General features: G+C 68.1%; 18 protein-coding genes. 10 read left to right on the forward strand and 8 right to left on the reverse strand.

Going from position 1 to position 19,239, the window contains the following annotated elements; genetic code table 11:
* Position 1: 1 nt before the first annotated feature.
* The 5 genes from K9D25_RS02285 to K9D25_RS02305 form a co-directional block, all read right to left on the reverse strand.
* Positions 2-814, reverse strand: a complete 813-nt coding sequence (locus K9D25_RS02285) for a DUF4239 domain-containing protein (protein ID WP_244378846.1) — start codon at positions 812-814, stop codon at positions 2-4.
* Positions 815-843: 29 nt separating this feature from the next.
* A complete protein-coding gene (locus K9D25_RS02290) occupies positions 844-2,226 on the reverse strand; it encodes a hypothetical protein (RefSeq protein WP_244378848.1) in 1,383 nt (460 codons plus the stop codon).
* Between the two features lie 314 nt (positions 2,227-2,540).
* Complete coding sequence (locus tag K9D25_RS02295; protein WP_244378849.1) at positions 2,541-3,419, reverse strand: efflux RND transporter periplasmic adaptor subunit; 879 nt, start codon at positions 3,417-3,419, stop codon at positions 2,541-2,543.
* The gene (locus K9D25_RS02300) at positions 3,416-3,649 is read right to left on the reverse strand and encodes a DUF1656 domain-containing protein (RefSeq protein ID WP_244378850.1); all 234 of its coding nucleotides are present in this window, start codon (positions 3,647-3,649) and stop codon (positions 3,416-3,418) included. The genes K9D25_RS02295 and K9D25_RS02300 overlap by 4 nt, the downstream gene beginning before the upstream one ends.
* A complete protein-coding gene (locus K9D25_RS02305; protein ID WP_244378851.1) occupies positions 3,646-5,721 on the reverse strand; it encodes an FUSC family protein in 2,076 nt (691 codons plus the stop codon). The genes K9D25_RS02300 and K9D25_RS02305 overlap by 4 nt, the downstream gene beginning before the upstream one ends.
* Positions 5,722-6,013: 292 nt before the next feature.
* On the opposite strand from K9D25_RS02305, the gene K9D25_RS02310 reads away from it, so the two are divergent.
* From K9D25_RS02310 to K9D25_RS02330, 5 genes are all read left to right on the forward strand, one after another.
* Positions 6,014-6,919: a ubiquinol oxidase subunit II gene (locus K9D25_RS02310; RefSeq protein WP_244378853.1), complete on the forward strand. Its 906-nt coding sequence runs from the start codon at positions 6,014-6,016 to the stop codon at positions 6,917-6,919.
* The gene (locus K9D25_RS02315; protein ID WP_244378855.1) at positions 6,916-9,045 is read left to right on the forward strand and encodes a cbb3-type cytochrome c oxidase subunit I; all 2,130 of its coding nucleotides are present in this window, start codon (positions 6,916-6,918) and stop codon (positions 9,043-9,045) included. Before K9D25_RS02310 ends, K9D25_RS02315 begins: the two co-directional genes overlap by 4 nt.
* Positions 9,042-9,674 carry a cytochrome c oxidase subunit 3 gene (locus K9D25_RS02320; protein WP_244378857.1) on the forward strand — a complete coding sequence of 211 codons (633 nt, stop codon included), beginning with the start codon at positions 9,042-9,044 and terminating at the stop codon, positions 9,672-9,674. The genes K9D25_RS02315 and K9D25_RS02320 overlap by 4 nt, the downstream gene beginning before the upstream one ends.
* Positions 9,671-10,015 carry a cytochrome o ubiquinol oxidase subunit IV gene (gene cyoD, locus K9D25_RS02325; RefSeq protein ID WP_244378867.1) on the forward strand — a complete coding sequence of 115 codons (345 nt, stop codon included), beginning with the start codon at positions 9,671-9,673 and terminating at the stop codon, positions 10,013-10,015. The genes K9D25_RS02320 and cyoD overlap by 4 nt, the downstream gene beginning before the upstream one ends.
* A 101-nt stretch (positions 10,016-10,116) precedes the next feature.
* On the forward strand, positions 10,117-11,784 hold the full coding sequence (locus tag K9D25_RS02330) for an alpha-amylase family protein (RefSeq protein ID WP_244378869.1): 1,668 nt from the start codon (positions 10,117-10,119) through the stop codon (positions 11,782-11,784).
* Here the strand turns inward: K9D25_RS02330 and K9D25_RS02335 are convergent.
* Both K9D25_RS02335 and K9D25_RS02340 read right to left on the reverse strand, forming a co-directional pair.
* Positions 11,781-13,379 (reverse strand): alpha-amylase family glycosyl hydrolase, encoded by a 1,599-nt coding sequence (locus tag K9D25_RS02335; RefSeq protein WP_244378873.1) that lies wholly within the window; start codon positions 13,377-13,379, stop codon positions 11,781-11,783. The two genes, K9D25_RS02330 and K9D25_RS02335, sit on opposite strands and share 4 nt — an antisense overlap.
* A gap of 31 nt (positions 13,380-13,410) precedes the next feature.
* Positions 13,411-14,403, reverse strand: a complete 993-nt coding sequence (locus K9D25_RS02340) for a TIGR03885 family FMN-dependent LLM class oxidoreductase (protein WP_244378875.1) — start codon at positions 14,401-14,403, stop codon at positions 13,411-13,413.
* A 208-nt stretch (positions 14,404-14,611) separates the two neighbouring features.
* On the opposite strand from K9D25_RS02340, the gene K9D25_RS02345 reads away from it, so the two are divergent.
* The 5 genes from K9D25_RS02345 (at position 14,612) to K9D25_RS02365 (ending at position 18,750) form a co-directional block, all read left to right on the forward strand.
* Positions 14,612-14,839: a cysteine rich repeat-containing protein gene (locus K9D25_RS02345; RefSeq protein WP_244378878.1), complete on the forward strand. Its 228-nt coding sequence runs from the start codon at positions 14,612-14,614 to the stop codon at positions 14,837-14,839.
* Between the two features lie 98 nt (positions 14,840-14,937).
* Positions 14,938-15,861, forward strand: a complete 924-nt coding sequence (gene osmF / locus K9D25_RS02350; RefSeq protein WP_244378880.1) for a glycine betaine ABC transporter substrate-binding protein OsmF — start codon at positions 14,938-14,940, stop codon at positions 15,859-15,861.
* A complete protein-coding gene (locus tag K9D25_RS02355; RefSeq protein WP_244378882.1) occupies positions 15,858-17,060 on the forward strand; it encodes an ABC transporter permease in 1,203 nt (400 codons plus the stop codon). Before osmF ends, K9D25_RS02355 begins: the two co-directional genes overlap by 4 nt.
* Positions 17,057-17,992 (forward strand): ABC transporter ATP-binding protein, encoded by a 936-nt coding sequence (locus K9D25_RS02360; RefSeq protein ID WP_244378884.1) that lies wholly within the window; start codon positions 17,057-17,059, stop codon positions 17,990-17,992. The genes K9D25_RS02355 and K9D25_RS02360 overlap by 4 nt, the downstream gene beginning before the upstream one ends.
* Positions 17,989-18,750 (forward strand): ABC transporter permease, encoded by a 762-nt coding sequence (locus K9D25_RS02365; protein ID WP_244378886.1) that lies wholly within the window; start codon positions 17,989-17,991, stop codon positions 18,748-18,750. Before K9D25_RS02360 ends, K9D25_RS02365 begins: the two co-directional genes overlap by 4 nt.
* 19 nt (positions 18,751-18,769) lie before the next feature.
* Here the strand turns inward: K9D25_RS02365 and K9D25_RS02370 are convergent, their stop codons facing one another.
* Positions 18,770-19,060: a hypothetical protein gene (locus tag K9D25_RS02370; protein ID WP_244378887.1), complete on the reverse strand. Its 291-nt coding sequence runs from the start codon at positions 19,058-19,060 to the stop codon at positions 18,770-18,772.
* Positions 19,061-19,239 lie beyond the last annotated feature (179 nt).

The following is a 19,239-nucleotide window of genomic DNA, read 5'->3' on the forward strand; positions in this document are numbered from 1 at the left end:
ATCAGGGTTGCCCCAGCAGGCCGGGATCCTGCCGTTCCAGCGCGTGATAGACATCCTGCAGGTTCTCGGCCGAGGTCGCGGTATCGCCGAGATAGGGCAGGTCGATGATGGCGATGGCGCCCAGCATCAGCGTCAGCATGACCAGCTGGACCACCAGCGTGATCGCCCGGACCGGCGTCGCCTCGATCAGCCGCAGGCCGCAGATGATGATCACGCCGAGAATGCTGAGCAGGCTCACCGTATAGAAGATGTCGGGCAAGGCGCTGGTCACGCTCAATATGCGATCATTGCGGATCTGCGCGATGCGATCGGCCGCCTCCAATGTCTTGGAGAAGATGACGACGCTCTTCGGCGATTGCGGCTCGATGCGGTCGATCTGCCGGAACAGGTCGGACAGCGCCTTCGAGGTCGCGGGGCTGCCATGGCCCTCCCGCAGCACCGGCCATTCGTCGGTGACGATGGATTTCGTATAGGCGAGCAGCGCGGCGCGCGCCTCCAGCGCCGGCGGGCTGCCGTCGAGGATCAGCAGCCCGTTCAGGCTCTTGATCGCCTGCGCCTCCTGCGAGACCTTGTCGTCGAGCCCGGACGCCGTGGTCATCACCAGCGCGAGCACGAAGCCGAGCACCACATAGGCGCCCGACATGGTGTTCTGGGTCGCGGTGTCGACGATGTCGCTGTCATAGTCGAGCCAGCCCCATTTCGCGTTGATATACCGCACGCCAAGGGCGACAAGCAGCAAGACGACGCAGGACAGCGCCGGCATCAGCAGCAGAAGCTGCGTGTCCGTCATGTATTGAAGAACGGAGAGATACATGGATCAGCGCCCCCGGCTGGTCGTCACGTTCAGGATTTCTGCAACGAGCTTATCTTCTTCTGCGCGTCCTGAAGCATGCCGCTGATGTTGCGCCGGAGCGTGAAATAGTGGCGCATCTGGTCGTCTTGCACCCAGGTCTCGGTCGTCTTTGCATCGAGCAGGCGGAGGCGGTCGATCACCGATTCCACCCCGCCGACGGTGCTTGCCGCCACAAGCTCGTCCTCGAGGTAGCGCAGCTCCCAGAAATGCAGCCAGAGCAGTTTCTGCGAGGCAAAGCCGCGATAGCCGATGATCTTGTTGAACAGCGGCAGGCCGAGCAGCAGCAAGGCGAGCAGCACGATCCAGACATTCTCCAGCAGCGCCGCGAGCCAAAGCGGGAGATAGGCGAAGATTCCCGGGACACCGCTGGTATAGAAGCGGGTGGCGATCGGGCTCAGCGGAAAGGACCGGTCGCGATATTGCGGGAGATTATCCGCAACGGGGAAGAAATTATCCGACTTCAGGCTGATCTCGCGCGACGCGAGGAGGAAAGCCCATTGCACCGCGGGATGGGTGTCCTTCTCCACCAGCAGGTTCACCGAGGAGGCGAGCAGGGCGATGTCGCTCTCCGGCCGCACATCGCCAATGTCGATGGCGCCGCGCGGCACCGTCACCTTGCGCAGGAAAGGCAGCCGCCGGACATAGGCGTCTACCAGCGGGAAATTCATCAGCTTGATCGTGGGATCGCGCAGCAATTTCTGGATCACCGGCGAGGCGAAGCCATCGACGATGAACAGCGCGTCGATCGTGCCGGCGTGCAGCTGCGCGACCGCCTCCTGGTTCGGAAGCTTGAGGAAGTTGGGCTGGTCGCCCGTGCCCGGATTGTTCAGCTCCATCAGGGTGGCGAACAGCCGCGCGCTCACCGTGCCCGGCGCGCCGACGGCGATCGGCCTGTCGCGGTAATATTGGAAGGGATCGTCGACCTTCACCGTGTCGCCGCGATAGAACAGCCAGGCCGGCGCGATCGCGACGTTGCCGAGCGAGACGAGGTCGGGATAGTCCGCCGCCGCCCCCGCCCCGGACACGACGAAGCTGGCATTGATGTCCGAGCCGGGGTCTTGAATGTCCTTCTCGACCGCGTCGAGACCAGGGCGGCTGCTTATATCGAGGGTCAGCCCGTGGCGCGCGAAATAGGACTGGAAGGCCTCGCCGAGATCGTGGCTGGCCGTGCCGCGCTGGCCGATGGCCAGAACGGTGGTTCCCCGGGGAAAGGGCTCGATATAGACGAGGATCGCCAGCGCAAGAACCGCGACGACGAGCCCGATCGGCAGGTAGAATTTCCCGATCTTCCACCAGGCGATGAGCTCCCGGCGAAGATCATATTGCAGATATTGCCTGACGAACGTAACGAAATCCCGGGAACTTCTGCCCATTGCCCCTGCCCGACCACGGATACACGTAGAAGCCACGGACGCGCCAGGGGAACGTCATCGACGCGGGCCCGGCCCGGAGGCGCAGAGCCGACGACGTCGATGGCGCGGGTGACGCCGCATCCCCAGTCCCAAGCCCACCGAGCTGAAGCGCCCACAATCGCTTCATTGGTACGGTAACACTCCACCGGAAGCGGAACAAGCGACGCATGGTTGCTCGACGTGTGGCCGCCACGCGGCCGCCGCAGCAACGCCCCGGCGCGGCGGTCGGCGCCGGGCGGCCCGGACGTGCCGTGCTCGACATGCCGTTCGAGACGCTAGGGTGCCTCCGCCGCCGGCTTGATCACCACGGTCGCCGACATGCCGGCGGCGAGGCGCATATCGGGTGGCAGCGTTTCCAACTTGATCCGCACCGGAAGGCGCTGGGCGAGGCGGATCCAGCTGAACTGCGGATCGACCCGCGCCAGCAGGCCGGCCGCGTCGTCGGGATTGGCGATGGCGCGCGCCATCCCTTCCACCACGCCGTCCAGTACCACATTTCCCGCCATCAGTTCCACCTTGGCCGGGGCGCCGACACGGATCTGCGGAACCTTGGTTTCCATGAAGTAGCCATAGACATAGAAGGAGCTGGAATCGACGATCGCCAGCACACCCTGCCCCGCTGTGGCGAAGTCGCCGGCGACGGCGGTGAGATTGGTGACATAGCCGCTCACCGCCGCATGCACGCGGCTGCGGCGCATATTGATCTCCGCGATGGTGAGCTCCGCCTGCGCCACACGCAGCGCCGCCGCCGCTTCGGCGGCCCGGGTCTGCATGCTCTCCCCGGCCTCGATGGAAAAGCCCGGGCTGTCCTCGCGCTGCAGGGTCTGGAAGCGGCGGGCGTTTTCCTGCGCCAGCGCCGCCGCCTCCGCCTTCATCGCCACATCGGCGCGGGCGAGGTTCAGCGCCGCCTGAAAACGCTCCGGGTCGATCTCGAACAGAAGATCGCCCTTCTGCACCGTCTGGTTGTCGCGCACATGGATAGTGCTGATGAGACCGGACACGTCGGGCGCCACGCGCAGCACATCGGCCAGCACCCGCGCGTCGCGGGTCCAGGGCGAGAGCAGATAGTAGGTCCAGAACTGCCAGCCGGCGAAAGCGGCGACGGCGACGGTGCCGACCGTTACCGCGACACGGATCACGCTGCGCCCGCTCATGCCGGCCCTCCTGTCAGAAGCGGCAGCCCGAGGGTGAGGGCCACCAGAACGATCACATAAAGTGCGGCATCGAACAGCGGACGATGCCAGACGAAGGCGTAGAGCCCGCATGCCTGCGCCAGCCGGCTCAGGGCGAAGAAGGGCAGCAGGGCCACCAGCGCCCAGAGCAGCACCGGCGGCAGGTAGAAGCCGAAGAGATCGAGGGTGTGAAACAGCGGATTCCACGTCATGCGCGTTCCTCGCCAAAGATGAAGGCGCGGAAGGCGTGGTCGCGGCTCAGCCGGTCCTCCAGAAAGCGCAGGCTCCCCGCCGCCTCCACCCGCAGCGGCGACGCCGGGCCTTCCGGCCGCGCCTCCCCCGCCAGCGCGGACCTTATCCGCGCCAGAGCCTCTTCAGCCGCCCGGGGCGGCCCGCCGGCAGCGCTGGCGAAACTGGCAAGTCCGTCGCGCATGGTCCCGCGCAGCCGCTCCGGCAGATACGGGCTGTCGGCGATCCGCCTCAATCGCCCGAGTTCCCACGCGCTGGCAGCGCTGGCGAGCAGGCCGCGCGCCAGCATGTCGTGAGCGGGACGCGCCAGTGCCAATTGCGGCAGCAGCGCGCCGACCGATTCCAGTATCTCGCGCGACACCCACGCGGCGGGCCGCTCCCCGCGCGCCACCTCGGGCAGCAGCACCGCGCGCGTGCGCGCCGCCACGTGGCGGCGGGCGCCCTCCGCCGTCACCGGCACGAGGCGCGCCACCATGAGGCAGACGAACATGCCGAAGGCGAGGGCGAAGCAGAAATTGGCGAAGGCCAGCGGATCGGGGGTGAAGACGTTCCCCGTCGCCGCCGCCGCGACATAGAAGATGGTGAAGGTGCCCGCCGCGCGGGCATGGCGCGGGGTGCCGATGAGCAGCCCCGCCGGCACCAGCACCGCCAGCAGGAACAGCGCCAGCGCCTCGAAGCCTTCGAGCCAGGGATAGATGAGGCCCATCGTGGCGTAGGCGGCGAGGCACGCCGCCGCCACCGCCCGCAAATAGGGCCAGCCGAGCGTTGCCGGATCGTCATTGTTCACGCATTGATAGTTCATCAGCGCGAGGCCGGTGATGCCGGCAAGGCCCTGATCCCATTGCGTGGCGTACCAGATGGCGCAGAACACCAGCAGCGCCAGCGCGGCCCGTGCCCCCTGCAGAAGCGCGGAGGCGTGGGCGGCGTGACGCGCCTGCCCTCGCGGCATGGTGCGGGCGGGGTGCGGCCGGAACACCGCGCCTTCGGCCACGAACAGCAGCGCAAGGCCGCGCAGCATCTCCGCCGCCTGCCGGCAGACCAGCACGGCCTCCGCCCGCTTCTCGAAGGGCAGATCGTGCTCCGCCTGCGCGAACCGGCGCCCGAGCGCGGAGAGGTCGCGGCGCAGGCGGGACAGTTCGGCGCAACGCGCGCGGTTCTCCGGCAGGGGTCCCGGCGCTCCACGCTCCAGCAGCGCCGCCGCCTGTTCCAGCGCCGCGCGCACAGGGGCCAGTTCGGGGCTGTCGCCCAGGCCGCCCTCGGCGAGGCGCAGATGCAGCATGCGCGCCTGCGCCAGCACGCCGAGAAAGCGGCGCGTGACCTCGTCCATGCGGGCGTGGTCGGCGCGCATCTGCGCCGCCTCGAAGCGGCTATAGGAGCGGAGCGCGTCGAACTTCACCAGCAGCGGCAGCAGGGCGTTGCGGTCGTCGATCACCCGCGCGCCGGGGCTCGCCCCGCGCAGGGCGAGTGCGCAATGGGCGGCAAGGGCGCGGCGCGATGTGGCCATCAGCCCGCGCAGCTGCGTGCCGGCATGGTCCGGCACCACCAGCGCGCCGGCGAGCGTGGCGCAGGCAATGCCGATGCTGATCTCGCTCACCCGGTCCAGCGCCACCAGCCAGGCCGCCGTGGGCGCGGCCGCGCCCTGAAAGATCACCAGCAGCCCGGTGAACCCCGCCAGCATGAAGCCATAGGCGGTGAAATTGCGCGCCCGTGCGGCGCCGTAATAGCACAGGAAGGTCCAGCCCATCGCGCTGCCGACGAGGAGCAGCGGGTCCTGGGAGAACAGCTTCACCGCCGTGAGGCCGTAGAGCGCGGCGAGGATGGTGCCGAGGAAGCGGAACGCCCCCTTCGCCAGCGCCGCCCCGGTCGAGGACTGCGTGAGCAGATAGACGGTCAGGATCGCCCATTGCGGCTCCTGAAGCTCAAGCCAGTAAGCAAGGGCGAGCGCGACGATGGCCGCGACAGCAAGGCGCGAAGAAAAAAGAAGAGTGCGCCAGTTCGGATTCAGTACAAATCCGGGTCTATTGTCACGCGGCAAAGAGTGACTAAGTCGCACCTACATCCTGCCTTCAACGTGACGCTGCGTCGCGCGATTATAGCCATCCCGCCCTGAATGAACAGCCTTCCTCTCCGCTCGCCTGAGGGAGCGAGCGGCGCCCCCGGCCACGTCCCCGCCATCCGGCGGTCACGACTTTTCCGCAATCTGCCCGGCACGGGACGGTGAATTCCGTCGCCTTTCGTGCTTTCCTGCAAGCGGGGAACGGGTCGATGTCTTCACATGAGAGGCGCGCGACAGTCGCAAGGGGGCCGTGTTGAGGTTGAGGGGATTGATGGCCGGAGTACCGGCCCTGGCCATGCCATGCGCGGCCTCCGCCGCGGGCTTTCTCGAACCCGCCGGGCCGGTGGCGGCGGCGCAGCTCTCGCATTTCGGCACGATCAGCGCGCTGATGCTCATCGTCATCGTGCCGATGTTCATCGCCCTGCCGCTCGTGCTGCTGCGCTACCGGCGCGGCGGCAAGGGCACCTACCGCCCGGACTGGGAGTTCAACTGGGGGCTGGAACTGCTCATCTGGGGCATTCCGGTCGCGCTTGTGGCCGCGCTCGGCACGGCGCTGTGGAATCACACGCTGAAGAACGACCCCTACCGCCCGCTGGGTCCGTCGCCGCTGGTGGTGGAGGTGGTCGCGCTCGACTGGAAATTCCTGTTCCTCTACCCCGAACAGGGCGTGGCGACGCTCGACCTGCTGGTGCTGCCGCAGGGCCGGCCGGTGACGCTGAAGCTGACCAGCGGGACGGTGATGCAGTCCTTCATCGTTCCGCGCCTCGCCGGCCAGATCTACGCCATGGCCGGCATGCAGACGCAGCTCAACCTCATCGCCGACGCGACCGGCGACTTCACCGGGCGCAACACCCAGTATAATGGCCTGGGCTTTGCCACCCAATCCTTCACCACCCGCGTGGTGAGTGCGGAGGACTTCGCCGCCTGGGTGACGGGCGCGAAGGCGCAGCCGGCCGGTCTCGACGCCGCCGCCTATGCCAAGCTGCTGCCGCCTTCCGTGGTGAACGAACCCGTCATCTATGGCCGGTTCACGCCGGGCCTGTTCGACCAGATCATCGCCAGCTTCGCCCCCGGCATGGCCGGAGGCCATCAGGGCCACGCGTCGCAGGCGGGGGAAGCCGCCGCGCCGGCCGCCGCCCATCAGCATGACGCCCACACGCCGGAGGCCGCGCAATGAACTGGGAGCTGATCTTCGGCCAGATCAAGTGGACCTCCTTCGTCTTCGCCGGGATGATCGAGAATCCCTCGCTCAGCGAGGCCATCGCCTCCGGCGCCGGGTCGATCGCCGTGCTCGGCGCTCTGGGCACGGTGGTTATGCTCACGGTGAAGGGCTGGTGGGTGCCGCTGTGGCGTGACTGGCTCACCAGCGTCGACCATAAGAAGGTCGGCATCATGTACATCGTCCTCGCGCTGGTCATGTTCGCCCGCGCGGTGATCGAGGCGGCGCTGATGCGCGCCCAGCAGCTCGCCGCCACCGATGGCGGCGGCTTCCTCTCGGCGGATCATTTCGGCCAGCTGTTCAGCACCCATGGCACGATCATGATCTTCTTCGTCGCCATGCCGTTCATCACCGGGCTGATGAACTATGTCATGCCGCTGCAGATCGGCGCGCGCGACGTGTCCTTCCCGCTGCTCAACGCCATCTCGCTGATGCTGACCATGGCGGGCGCGGTGCTCATCATGGTGTCGCTGGTGGTGGGCCAGTTCTCCACCGGCGGCTGGAGCGCCTATCCGCCCTTCACCGGCATCGACTTCAGCCCCGGCGAGGGGGTGGATTACTGGATCTGGGCGGTGTCGCTCGGCTCCATCGGCTCGACGCTGACCGGGCTCAACTTCGCCGTCACCATCTACAAGAAGCGCTGCCCCGGCATGTCGCTGTTCCGCATGCCGCTGTTCACCTGGACGACGCTGTGCACGTCGATCCTGATGATCTTCGCCATGGCGCCGCTGACCGCCGCCACCGTCATGCTCGCCCTCGACCGCTATGCCGGCTTCCATTTCTTCACCAATGGCGACGGCGGCAACATGATGAACTACGCCAATCTGTTCTGGCTGTTCGGCCACCCGGAGGTCTACATCCTCATCCTGCCGGCCTTCGGCGTGTGGTCGGAAGTGGTGGCCACCTATTCCAGCAAACGCATCTATGGCTATACCTCACTGGTCTACGCCACCATGTGCATCGCCGTGCTCTCCTTCGCCGTGTGGCTGCACCACTTCTTCACCATGGGCCAGAGCGCCAATGTGAACGCCATTTTCGGCATCGCCACGATGATCATCGGCGTACCGACGGGGGTGAAGGTCTATGACTGGCTGCTCACCATGGTGGGCGGGCGCATCCGCCTCACCACGGCGATGCTGTTCCACATCAACTTCCTGCTCACCTTCATCCTCGGCGGCATGACCGGGGTGCTGCTGGCCAATCCCGGCATCGACTTCCAGGTTCACAACACGCTGTTCCTGGTGGCGCATTTCCACAACATGATCATCCCCGGCGTGCTGTTCGGCATGTTCGCGGCGGTGCAGTTCTGGTTCCCCAAGGCCTTCGGCTTCCGGCTGCATGAAGGGCTGGGCCGCGCCTCCTTCTGGTGCTTCGCGCCCGGCTTCCTGCTGGCCTTCTTCCCGCTCTACTGGCTCGGGATGATGGGCGCGACGCGGCGCACCTTCACCTGGTCGAACCCGGACTATCTGCCCTGGTTCGCCCTCGCCATGCTTGGCGCGGCGCTGATCCTCGCCGGCTTCGCCTTCATGGTGGCGCAGATCGTCGTCTCGGTGCGCCGGCGGGCGGAACTCGCCGCCCCCTTGGGCGACCCCTGGGACGGGCGGGCGCTGGAATGGTCGATCCCCTCCCCGCCCCCGGCCTGGAACTTCGCCGTGCTGCCGCAGGTGACGGCGCGCGACGCCTTCTATGAAGCCAAGAAGGACGGCACCGCCTATCGCTCCCCTGCCGCCTATGAGGATATCGAGGTACCGCGCAACACCGCGACGGCGCCGCTCATCGGCCTGTTCGCCTGCGCCTGGGCCTTCGGCCTTGTCTGGCACATCTGGTGGCTGGTGATCGTCTCCTTCGTGCTTCTCTGGGCGGTGGTGATCGCCCGCTCCTTCGCCACCGAGACGGAGGAGATCGTGCCGGCGGCGACGGTGAAGGCGGTGAACGAGGCGTTCCTCGCCGCCGTGCGCGCCACGCCGGGCGTGACCCGCGATCAGGAAATGACGGCGGCGAACCGGGGCCGTGCCATCCCGGAAAGCCTGGAATCCAGCACCGGCGCCTTCGCCGCCCGTGCCGCCGTGGAGGTGACGCGATGAGCCTTTCCGAACGTCTCCATCCCGGCATCAATCTCGCCGGCACCGATCCCGAAAGCCACGAAGCCGCCGAAGAGGTGCTGTTCGGCTTCTGGATCTTCCTGATGAGCGATCTGGTGCTGTTCGCAGTGCTGTTCGCCACCTATGCCGCGATGAGCGTGCAGGGCATCGCCGAAGGCCCCCGGCCCGCCGAGGTGTTCGACCTTACCGCCGCCTTCCTTGAGACGCTGCTGCTGCTGTTCTCCAGCTTCGCCTTCGGCTTCGCCATGCTGGAGATGAAGTACCGCGAAAACCGGCGCGGCGTGCTCGGCTGGCTGCTCGTCACCGGCCTGCTCGGCGCCGGCTTCGTCGGCATGGAACTGCACGACTATTATGTGATGATCACCGCCCACGGCGCCACGCCGCAGACCAGCGGTTTCCTCTCCGCCTATTATCTGCTCACCGGCACCCATGCGCTGCATGTCTCCTCCGGGCTGGTGTGGATGGCGGTCATGGCGGTGCAGGTGGTGGTGTTCGGCCTCAACCCGGCGGTGAAACTGCGGCTGATGCGGCTCGCTTTGTTCTGGCACATGCTGGACGTGGTCTGGATCGGCATCTTCACCTTCGTCTATCTCTACGGGGTGGTGTCATGAGCAACCGGGTTCCCGCCAACAGGCCCGCCACCGACATTGAGGACGAGGGCCATGAGCGCCGCTCCTATGTGATCGGCCTCGTTCTCGCGCTGGTGCTGACCACGGGCGCCTTTGCGGTGGTGTGGTTCGATCTCTTCACCGGCACGGCGGCGCTTGGCGCGCTGGCGCTGCTCGCCGTGGTGCAGGCGGTGGTGCATCTGCGCTATTTCCTGCACATCGACCTTCAGCGCTCGCACCGCGACGACCTCCTGCTCATCCTGTTCACCGTGCTGATCCTGCTCATCATGGTGTCCGGTACGATCTGGATCCTCTACGACCAGCACATGCGCATGATGACGTGACAGCGGCCCGTCCGCCGGACGTGGCGGGCGGACACCGCGCGAGGAACGCTTGCGCCGCGTGAGGCGTTGCGCCCCGGGATTTCTCACCGGGAGCGCCGCGCGTGATCACCGACCTCTGGTACAAGAACGCCATCGTCTATTGCCTCTCCGTCGAAGGCTTCATGGATTCGAACGGCGACGGCGTCGGCGATTTCCGCGGCCTGATGCGGCGGCTGGATTATCTCCACGGGCTGGGCGTCACCGCCATCTGGCTGATGCCGTTCCAGGTCTCGCCCGGCGGCGACGACGGCTATGATGTCGCCGATTACTACGGAGTCGATCCGCGCTACGGCACGCTGGGCGATTTCGTCGAGTTCACCCACGCCGCCAAGCAGCGCGGCATGCGGGTGCTGATCGACCTCGTGGTCAACCACACCTCGAACCAGCACCCCTGGTTCAAATCCGCCCGCTCGGACCCGAACTCGCCCTATCGCGACTGGTATGTGTGGTCGAAGAAGAAGCCGAAAAACGCCAATGAAGGCATGGTCTTCCCCGGCGTGCAGAAGACCACCTGGACCTATGACAAGGTGGCTAAGGAATATTATTTCCACCGCTTCTACGATTTCCAGCCCGACCTCAACACCGCCAATCCCGACGTGCAGGCGGAAATCCTGCGCATCATGGGCTTCTGGCTGCAGCTCGGCGTCTCCGGCTTCCGCATGGACGCGGTGCCGTTCGTGATCGCGGAGAAGGGGGCGGAGGTCGGCGGCACGCCGGTCGAGCATTTCAACATGCTGCGCACCTTCCGCGAATTCCTGCAGTGGCGGCGCGGCGACGCCATCATTCTCGCCGAAGCCAACATCCTCCCCGAAGACGACAAGAAGTACTTCGGCGAGGACGGCGACCGCATGCACATGATGTTCAATTTCCAGGTCAACCAGTCGCTGTTCTACGCGCTCGCCAGCGCCGACATGAAGCCGCTGGTCAAGGCGCTCAACGCCACGCGGCCGGACTATGCGACGGCGCAATGGGGCCTGTTCCTGCGCAATCATGACGAGCTCGACCTCGGCCGGCTGACCAAGGCGCAGCGCGAACAGGTGTTCGCCGCCTTCGGGCCGGACAAATCGATGCAGCTCTATGACCGCGGCATCCGCCGCAGGCTCGCCCCGATGCTCAAGGGCGACCGCCGGATGATGGAGCTGGCCTACAGCCTCATGCTCTCGCTGCCCGGCACGCCGGTGCTGCGCTATGGCGACGAGATCGGCATGGGCGACGACCTCAGCCTGCCCGAACGCTACTGCGCCCGCACGCCCATGCAATGGTCGAACGAGAAGCAGGGCGGCTTCAGCTCGGCGGAAAAGACCTATCTGCCGGTCATTTCCGAGGGCGCCTATGGCTGGGAACAGGTCAATGTCGCCGACCAGCGGCGCGACCCGGACTCCTTCCTCAACTGGATGGAGCGGATGATCCGCACCCGGCAGGAGACGCAGGAAATCGGCTGGGGCGCGTTCGGGGTGGTGGATGTCGGCCACGACGCCGTGCTGTGCCTGCGCTATGAGTGGCGCAACAACGTCGCCGTGTTCCTGCACAATTTCCACCCCGAGGGGGTGAGCGTCCGCTTTACCCTGCCGGCGCCGGAAGGCGAGCCGAACCGGCTCGTCAACTTGCTGTCCGAGGATCACTCCCAGGGCGACGCCAAGGGCCGCTACGAGCTGACGCTGGAGCCCTACGGCTATCGCTGGTTCCGCATGGGCGGGCTCGACTATGCCTACCGGCGCACGGAGCTTTAGCCCCGCGCGTCGAGCGCGACGATGACGCCCTCATAGGGCCGGAGCGAAAGGTGGCCCTCCACCCGCTCCGCCCGGCCCGGCTCGGTGGAGAGCAGCACCTGCCCAAGCGTGCCGGGCGGCAGCGGAATGTCCTCCTGCGCATTGCCGGCGAGGTTGAGCGCCACCAGCACGCATTCCGCCGCGCTCTCGCGCAGGAACACCAGCACATCGCCCAGCGCGGTGATCTTGCGATAGGTGCCGGCGTGCAGCACCGGATGGGCGCGGCGCAGCGCGATGAGGTCGCGGTAGAGGTTCAGCAGCGAGGTGGGCTGCTGCATCTGCACCGCGACATTGCGGGTGGCGAAGTCCGCCGCCAGCGGCAGCCAGGGGCGGCCATTGGTGAAGCCGGCATGGGGCGAGGCGTCCCACTGCATCGGCGTGCGCTCGGGGTCGCGGCCGAGGCCGAGGCCCGGCTCGTTCTTCTCCCAGGGGTCCTGCGCCTCCTGCGTCGGGATCGGCACATTCTCCATGCCGATCTCGTCGCCATAATACAGGGTCGGCGTGCCGCGCAGGGTGAGCAGCAGCATCGCCGCCACCCGTGTGCGCGCCGCGCCGATGCGGGAAGCAATGCGCGGCTGGTCGTGATTGCCCAGCACCCAGTTCGGCCAGCCGCCTTCCGGCACCGCCGCGTCATATTCGGCGATCAGCGCCGCGAGCTGCGGGGCCGTCCAGCTGGCATGGATGAGCTGGAAGTTGAACGGCAGATGTGCGCCTTCAAGGTTCTCGCCGTAATAGGCCACCAGCCGGTCGATCGGCAGGTAGATCTCGCCGATCAGCACCCGGTCCTCATATTCGTCGATCACCGCGCGCAGCTCGGCGATGATGTCGTGGACATCCGGCTGGTCGGTGGAGCGCGTCTGCAGGAAGCGGCGAATGTCGCCGTCGCCGGGCGCGTATTCCGGGTTGGGCGGGTTGTCGCGGAATTCCGCGTCCTTCATCAGGTGCCAGATCACGTCGACGCGGAAGCCGTCGACCCCGCGCGCCATCCAGAAGCGCAGCACGTCGTGCATCGCCGCCCGCACGGCCGGGTTGCGCCAGTTCAGGTCCGGCTGCTCCTTGAGGAAGGCGTGGTAGTAATATTGGCCGGTGGCCGCATCCAGGCTCCAGGCCGGCCCGCCGAAATTGCTCATCCAGTTGTTCGGCGGCCCGCCATCGGGCGCGGGGTCGCGCCAGATGTACCAGTCGCGCTTGGGGTTGTCGCGCGCGGCCCGGCTCTCGGCGAACCAGGGGTGCTGGTCGGAAGTGTGGTTGGGCACGAAGTCGAGCACGATCTTCAGCCCGCGCCCATGCACCTCCGCCACCAGCCGGTCGAAGGCGTCGAGATCGCCGAACATCGGGTCGATGCCGCAATAATCGGCCACGTCATAGCCGAAATCGGCCATGGGCGAGGGGAAGATGGGCGAGATCCACACCGCGTCCACGCCGAGCGTGACGAGATGGTCGAGCCGGGCGCGGATGCCGTCGAGGTCGCCAATGCCGTCGGCATTGCTGTCCTGAAACGAGCGGGGATAGACCTGATAGAAAATTCCCCGCTGCCACCAGCGTGTCTGCGCCATCCGCGCCTCCCTTGGGCTTGGTCAGATTTGGTCAGGCCCCGCGCCGCACCTGCGGCAGCACGCGGGCGCCGAACGTCTCGATGAACGCCGACTGGTTTAGCCCGACATTGTGAAGGTAGATGTCGTGGAAGCCGAGTTCGGCGAATTCCGCCAGCCGCGCCGCGTGCCAGCCGGGATCGTCGGAAATGAGGATGCTCTCGTCGAGGTCCTCCGGCCGCACCAGACGAGTGGCGGCGTCGAACTGTTCCGGCAGTTTCAGTTCCGCCGCGACCGAGGACGACAGCGTGTTGAAGCGCCACTGGTCATGGGCGTTGGCGCGCGCCTCTGCCTGCGTCGGCGCGTAGGAGACATGCACCTGCAGCACCAGCCGGCTCCCCGCGCCGCCGCCCTCGCGGAAGGCGTCGAGGATCGCCCGCAGCCGCTCCACCGGCTGGTTGATGGTAACGAGCCCATCCGCCCACGCCCCCGCGCGGCGCGCGGTTTCCGGCGTCAGCGCGGCGGCGATGAAGGCCGGCGGCACCTTCGGCCGCGTATAGAGCCGGGCCTCCTCCACATCGATCAGCCCGCCGCGCCGGCTCACCGTTTCGCCGGCGAACAAGGCGCGCATGATCTCCACCGACTCGCGCAGCCGCGCGTCCCGCTCCGCCTTGGCCGGCCAGCGCTGGCCGGTCACGCGCTCGTTCAACGCCTCGCCGGAGCCGAGCGCCATCCAGAACCGCTCGGGAAACATCTCTGCCAGCGTCGCCGCCGCCTGGGCGGTGAGCGCGGGGTGGTAGCGGCGGCCGATTGGCGTCGTCACCACGCCGAAGGAGAGCGAGGTGGTGGCCAGCGCGGCGCCGAGCCAGCTCCAGGCAAAGCCGGAATGCGGCTGGCGCGCGCTCCACGGGGCGAAATGGTCCGAGCACATGGCGGCGTCGAAACCCGCCTGTTCGGCGGCGCGGACGCAGCCGAGAAGATCGCTCGGCGCGAACTGCTCATGCGAGGCGTGGTAGCCGAGGCGAAGGCGGGCGGGCGCGTCGGTCATGGAAACGATCCGGAAGGGCGGGAGAGTGCACGGCGCGGCGCACGGGGTCGGGGGAGAACGCCTCAGCCGGCCAAGTGTTTCCTTCCGCAGTGCCGGGCGGCCCGCGCGGGCGCGCGATGCCGCCAATTTCGCCATTCAATGCGGCGCGCTTCCGCTCTACACTCAAGCCGATCGCGCAAGACGATCAAACCAGGGAAGGGAGCCCCCCATGCGCGCCATTAGTCTCGCCACGTCGCTGCTCATCGCCCTTGCCGCCGGCACCGCCGCGCAGGCGCAGGCGCCGCAGAACGATCTCGCCAAATACTGCCAGGCGGACATCAAGCGCCTGTGCCCGACCGTGCAGCCGGGTGGCGGCCGGGTGATGAAGTGCCTCAAGGCGCATACCAAGGAAATGTCGGTGGGCTGCGCGCAGGCGCTGCAGAAGATGAAGAGCTGAGCGCTTTGCAGCGCGGCCCTCGCCGCAGGGGTGGAACTATCGTGCCCGCGCCGGCTTTTGTCGGCAGCATCTCGACACCAGTCACAGCGGGGGATTTCATGGTCACATCCATCAGCCGGCGCGGCCTTCTGGCGACTTTCGCGGCGGCGTCACTCCTGGAGGGCACCGCCGCCCGCGCCGCCGCGCCGGTCGTGGTCGCGTCCAAGATCGACACGGAAGGCGCGGTGCTCGGCAACATCATCGCGCTGGTGCTGGAACATGCCGGCATTCCGGTGACCCGGCGGCTTCAGCTCGGCCCCACCAAGATCGTGCGCACCGCGCTGCTGGCGGGGGAGATCGACCTCTATCCCGAATATACCGGCAATGCCGGCTTCTTCTTCGCCATGGCGGACGACCCGCTGTGGAAGAACGCCACCGCCGCCTATGAGAAGGCCCGCGATCTCGACGCCGCCAACGGCCTTGTCTGGCTCGCCCCGGCGCCGGCGGACAACACCTGGGGCATCGCCGTGCGCGGCGATGTCGCGGCGCGCGAAAAACTGGCGACGCTGGACGATTTCGCCCGCTGGACCAGGGACGGCAAGGTGAAGCTCGCCGCCTCGGCTGAATTCGTGGAAAGCGCGGCGGCGCTGCCCGCCTTCCAGCAGGCTTATGGCTTCAAGCTGTCGGGCGACCAACTGCTGGTGCTCTCGGGCGGCGACACCGCCGCCACCATCAAGGCGGCGGCGGAAGGCACCTCCGGCGTCAATGCCGCCATGGTCTATGGCACGGACGGCGCCATCGCCGCGCTCGATCTCAAGGTGATGGCCGACACCAAGCAGGTGCAGCCGGTGTATCAGCCGGCGCCGGTGATCCGCAAAGGCGTGCTCGACGCCCATCCGGAGATCGCCGCCAAGCTCGCGCCGGCCTTTGCCGGCCTCACCCTGCCGACGCTGCAGCAGCTGAACGCGCAGGTGCAGCTCGAAGGCCGTGACGCCCGCGCCGTCGCCGAAGCCTATCTGAAGGCGCAGGGGCTGCTCGGGTGAGACGCCTCGCCGGCCGCGTGCCGGCGTCCCTGTCGCGCCCGGCGGCCGGGGTCGAGGCCCTGCCCCTGCTGCTCGCCGCCGTCGCGCTGGTGGCGCTGCTCGCGTGCGGCTTCGTCGTGGTGGCGCCCAACCGGCTGCTGTCGGGAGCCCCGCTGCCGCTGTGGGACGCTGTGGGGATGGGCCCGAGCCTTGCCGTGCTGATGTTGCTCGCGGGGATCGCCGCGCTGGCGCTGCGCCCCACCCTTCCCGCCCAGCCGGCCCTGCTCGGCCTGTGCGCCGGCGCGCTGATGCTGGCGGCGCTGGCGCTGGCGGGGCAGGCGGCGGGGGAACAGGCCGTCGCCGCCGGGCCGCTCACCCGCGTGTCGCTCGGCACCGGCTTCTGGGTCGTGTTCACGGCGGGGCTGCTGCTGCTCGCCGACAGCGCCGAGCGGGCGCCGGGCCGTGCCGGCAAGGCCGCGCCGCCGCTCGCCACGCTGGCCGGAATCGCCGCGCTGCTCGCCAGCGGCACCCTCGCCCCACTCTCGCTTGCGCGCGAATATGCGGTGCGCCAGCAGGCCTATCTCGACGAGGTGGTGCGCCATCTCCAGCTCACCGGGGCGGGGCTGGCACTCGCCCTCCTCGCCGGCGGGGCAATCGGGCTGATGGCCTATCGCCGGCCGGGTCGCGCCGCGCCGGTGTTCGCCGTGCTCAACATCGTGCAGACCATCCCCTCGCTCGCACTCTTCGCCCTCCTCATCGGTCCCATCGTCCTCCTCATCGAACTGGTGCCGGGCCTGCGCCAGCTCGGCATTTCCGGCATCGGGGCGACCCCGGCCATCCTCGCGCTGGGGCTCTACGGCCTGCTCCCGGTCGCGCGCGGCGTCCATGCCGGGCTCTCCAGCGTCCCGCCGGATGTGGTGGAGGCCGCGCGCGGCATGGGCATGACGCCGGCGCAGATCGTGCGTAACACGTTGATTCCGCTTGCCTTGCCGACGCTGCTGCAGACGCTGCGCCTCACTTTGGTGCAGCTCATCGGCCTCGCCGTGCTGGCGGCGCTGATCGGCGCCGGCGGGTTAGGAACGTTTATTTTTCAAGGACTTGGACAGACGGCGGCCGATCTCGTGCTGCTGGGCGCGCTCTCGGCCATCGCCCTCGCGCTGATCGCCGATACCGCTTTGCGCGGCGTCGCACTTTTCCTCGTGCGGAGGCCGCAGCGATGATCCGATTCGAGAGCGTTTCCAAGCGCTTCGGCGCGGTGCCCGCCGTGGATGAGGTGTCGCTCAACGTCCCGCGCGGCACGCTCTGCGCGCTGGTCGGCACGTCCGGTTCCGGCAAGTCGACCCTGCTGCGCCTCGCCAACCGGCTGCTGGAGGCGGATGCCGGGCGCATCCTCGTCGACGGCACCGACATCGCCACCCTCCCCCCGGTCGCGCTGCGCCGGCGCATGGGTTATGTCATTCAGTCCGTTGGACTTTTCCCGCATTGGACCGTGGCGCGCAACGTCGCCACCGTGCCGACGCTCCTCGGCTGGCCGGCGGCGCGGATCCGGGCAAGAGTGGCCGAACTGCTCGACCTCGTCGGCCTCCCACCCGAGCACCATGCCCAACGTTACCCGGACGAACTGTCCGGCGGCCAGCAGCAGCGCGTCGGCGTCGCCCGCGCACTGGCCGGCGATCCCGAAGTGTTGCTGATGGACGAGCCGTTCGGCGCCGTCGACCCGCCGACGCGGCGCGGTCTCCAGGACAGCCTCCGCGACATACAGCGACGCACCGGCACCACCATCCTGCTCGTCACCCATGATGTAGAAGAAGCGATCCGCCTCGGCGGCACGCTCGCCGTGCTGCACCAGGGACGCCTGTTGCAGAGGGGCACCCCGGCACAGGTGCTGGCCCACCCCGCGAGCGAGGCGGTGGCGCGCTTCTTCGGCGGGCCGCTGCTGGGGCTGAACCGGCTCAAAGCGCTGTGCGTCGGCGACCGCGCCGTTTTCACCCCCTCGGCGTCACCGATAGACGCCGCGCCGATCACCGCCGAGGCGACACTGGAAGAGGCCCTGGCCCGCATGGTGGCGGAAGGCCGCGCGCAGCTGCCGGTCCGCCGCTCAAGCGATGGGCAGCCCGGCGTGCTCACCCTTGCCGATCTGGTTCGGCCATGAAGCTCCGGCGCGCGACGGGGGCGGCGGCGTGGATCGCCCGCCGGCCGGTGCTGTGGGTCGGAGCGGCGTTCCTTGCCCTCACCTTTGGCATGGACGCGCTGGCGCCGCATCTCGGCTTTCTGTTTCCGCCGGGCACACGTCTCGTCTACAGCCGCGCCAGCTTCCCTGAACTCGTCGCCGCGCATGCAATTCTGACCGGCGCGGCGAGCCTCGTCGCCATCACGCTCGGTGTCGCCGCCGCGCTGTTCGCCACCCGGCCGATGGGCCGCGCCTATGCGGGAACGCTGGACCGGCTCGGCGCGCTGGCCCAGACATTTCCGCCAGTCGCCGTGCTGGCGCTTGCCGTGCCGAGCCTCAGCTATGGCGCGCTGCCCACCGCCTTCGCGTTGGTGCTCTATGGCGTGCTACCGGTGATGGGGGCGGGGATGGCGGGGCTGCGCAGCGTGCCGGCGCCGGTGCTAGAGGCCGCCGATGGCAGCGGCTTCTCGCCCGCCGGCCGGTTATGGCGGATCGAGCTGCCGCTGGCGGCGCCGATCCTCTTTGCCGGCATCCGCACCTCGGTGACGATCGGCATCGGCACGGCCACTATCGGCTCGACCGTCGGTGCGCTGACGCTGGGCTCGCCGATCATTGACGGCCTGTCAGGCGGCAACCCGGCCTATGTGCTGCAGGGCACGGTGCTAGTGGCCCTGTTCGCCGTCACCGTCGACCTCGCACTGGGCGACGTGCAGCGCGCGCTCACACGGCGCGCGCGCTAACGCGGGCGGCGGCACGGCCTCAGTTGCCGTGACCCGAACGCTCCTGGCAACGATAGCCGGCAAGACACTGGCTCTGGTCCTGCGAGGGGATCCAGCTCGGCGCACCACCGTCGGAGGCCATGCACAGACTGGGATTGGAGACGACGCGGCTGAGATCGCCGCCACCCGTGTCGAACACCACCTGGCCGCGCTGCTGCACCAGCGCGTTCACCTGCGCGCAGCTCATCGTGGTGGAGCGCGGGTTTTCCTGCGCCTGCGCCGAGGCAATGCCGAGAACCAGCGCGGCAGAGAGAAAGAAAACGCTTCGCATTGAGAGCTCCCGAAAGCACAACGCCACGCACCTCTCGGCGCGGCGAGCGGCTCTTGGGAGCCGCAGCGACATCCTAGCAAATCACCCGTGGAGGAACAGGCAAAGTCGCGTGAGGGCCACCGCGCGCAATCCTGAAGCAAGCCTCGCCTTCTAGCGAAACGCAGTCGCCGCACGCGGGC

The sequence above is a fragment of the Ancylobacter polymorphus genome (genome assembly GCF_022836935.1).
GTDB lineage: Bacteria > Pseudomonadota > Alphaproteobacteria > Rhizobiales > Xanthobacteraceae > Ancylobacter > Ancylobacter polymorphus_A.